The sequence below is a fragment of the Snodgrassella sp. B3088 genome (assembly GCF_026535815.1).
Classification (GTDB): domain Bacteria; phylum Pseudomonadota; class Gammaproteobacteria; order Burkholderiales; family Neisseriaceae; genus Snodgrassella; species Snodgrassella alvi_E.
In genome coordinates, this window is the sequence record NZ_JAFNPG010000025.1 from 1 (window position 1) to 1,994 (window position 1,994).

General features: G+C 29.7%; 1 protein-coding gene and 1 pseudogene. Both read right to left on the bottom strand.

The features are described from left to right. On the bottom strand, positions 1-1,167 hold a 1,167-nt coding region (locus J3U75_RS09095), incomplete at its 3' end, for a hypothetical protein (RefSeq protein WP_267391641.1). A gap of 562 nt (positions 1,168-1,729) precedes the next feature. Beyond that, positions 1,730-1,994, bottom strand: a pseudogene (locus J3U75_RS09100) (hypothetical protein); the annotation flags it as partial.

Genomic DNA, 1,994 nt, shown 5'->3' on the forward strand with positions numbered 1-1,994 from the left:
ATGGGTGTTCAGTGTTAGCCAGTATATAAATGATTTACCCTGTGCAGATTTATTGGCAGCTGATACATCATGCACAATATTATAATCACAAGCTCCGGGGAATGAATAACAAAGTTTTATATTACTAAAATGTGGATAAAAATGTGCATCTTGCAAACCCATATACGGATACCATTCTTTACGGTTATACATCTTAGAAGAGGATCCATGAAAAGCTTGTATATCATAACCTTGTTTTTGTAATCTTACCGGAACACATTTTTTGAACTTATCAAACGGGCCTAGTTTAAAATTGGAACTTTTGGCTTTCAAATCACATAACTCTCGCAGCTCCCCCATTATGGTACTGTGGAGTGCTGGATTTTCACCCTGAGCAATTAGTTTTACATTGGGCAAATTCAGCAAAGGTGCTTTTACCGATGAATTAATAGCGCCATGTTCAGGTACAAAAGTACCCCATGATTCATTTAAAATGAATAGTATTTTTTTGGGGGGATGCTGCAAATTAATCTGTTTTTGTAACACACCTCCATGTGGCCAATCGTAAAACTCAGGGTTGACTTTTCTGAGCCAAAAAATTTGCATATTATATTTATAATTTTGAATAGTTTCGTAGTAACTGCCCCACCAACCAGTAGTCTTATAGCGATCAGAAAGATTAGTACCACGATAATCGTAAAAGCAAAATACAAACAATAAATATAATATAGATAATGGTAAAATCATTTGCGTTGTAGCAAAACGAACCAAATATTTGAAAATTAGAAATAAACTTAATATCAGATAACCAAAAATTAATCCTAAAATTATCCAATATAATTTTGGAGCTTGGGGAAGAAAATAAAGTAACCCAATGAATTCTGATAAATTTTCATAACGATAAAATTGCTTGATCCAATACAAAATGTCAAATATATAAATGCAAACGTAGGAGATGGTAAATAATAATATTGACCAATTTTTTCGCAAACACAATAATGGAATAATCCAAACGTATTCCAATACAACCACATACCGCTGGGAGTGAATCAATGCGTGTGATAACCAGAAAAAACCATTATTTATAATTAGATAAAAAGCGATAAAAAGCCATAACCGAAAAGAAAAATACTTATTAAATATATGTATTACTTTGGAAAATAAAGGGAAATGTACTTCAATATTCATCAATATTTCTTATATAAAGTTTAAATATGATCACATATAAATGAAATTTTCATAAATGATATCATATGAAAATTAAGACTGAAAATATATTTTGGATATTTACATTAATTCGAATATTTACTGACATTACGTACAAATATTTCCCCCCCAATAAAACAATAAAGTAAAATCTAAAATAATATTAGTAAATATTATTTTAGAAAAAGATTGTCTATCAAAATTTTATAAGACTATAAATTTCAATACTTTAATTTAGAAAATATCTGTAATTTCATTATCGTTTATAGTAAATTGCAATGTACAAACCTACTGGCTCCCAGTACCCATTTCTATAGTCAAAATCTTTTAAAATATATAAATTTTTAATAACATTAAGGCATCAATAAAAATATTGGGCAAAGGATTTTTTTACCCATACTTTCGCTTCAAATAATTTTTGCAACTATTATGGATTTGGAAATTTAAAAATTAAAGGCGATAAAAACTGTAAGGTACCCTTTATTACTAATTTAGAAGTAATTACACAGGTTACCTTACAAAATTTAGTTAAATATAAACTATTTCAATTTACTCGTACGTGAATATATGGCACAGAATCAGGCTTAAAACTGTCTTTATATTTATCTAACATAATAGGAGGGCTATGATCACCTACAACTACGATGTCAGTGTTCTTAAATCCTCCGGCTTTTATTTCATCAGCAAGTACCTGAAAAAACTGATGTTGAAGATTCAAATTCCGACAAGCTTCTTGTCTTCCATTAAATAATGGCTGATGGCAATCATAAGTATTCGCTCCCAACATATCCAGCTCAGAATAAGGATGA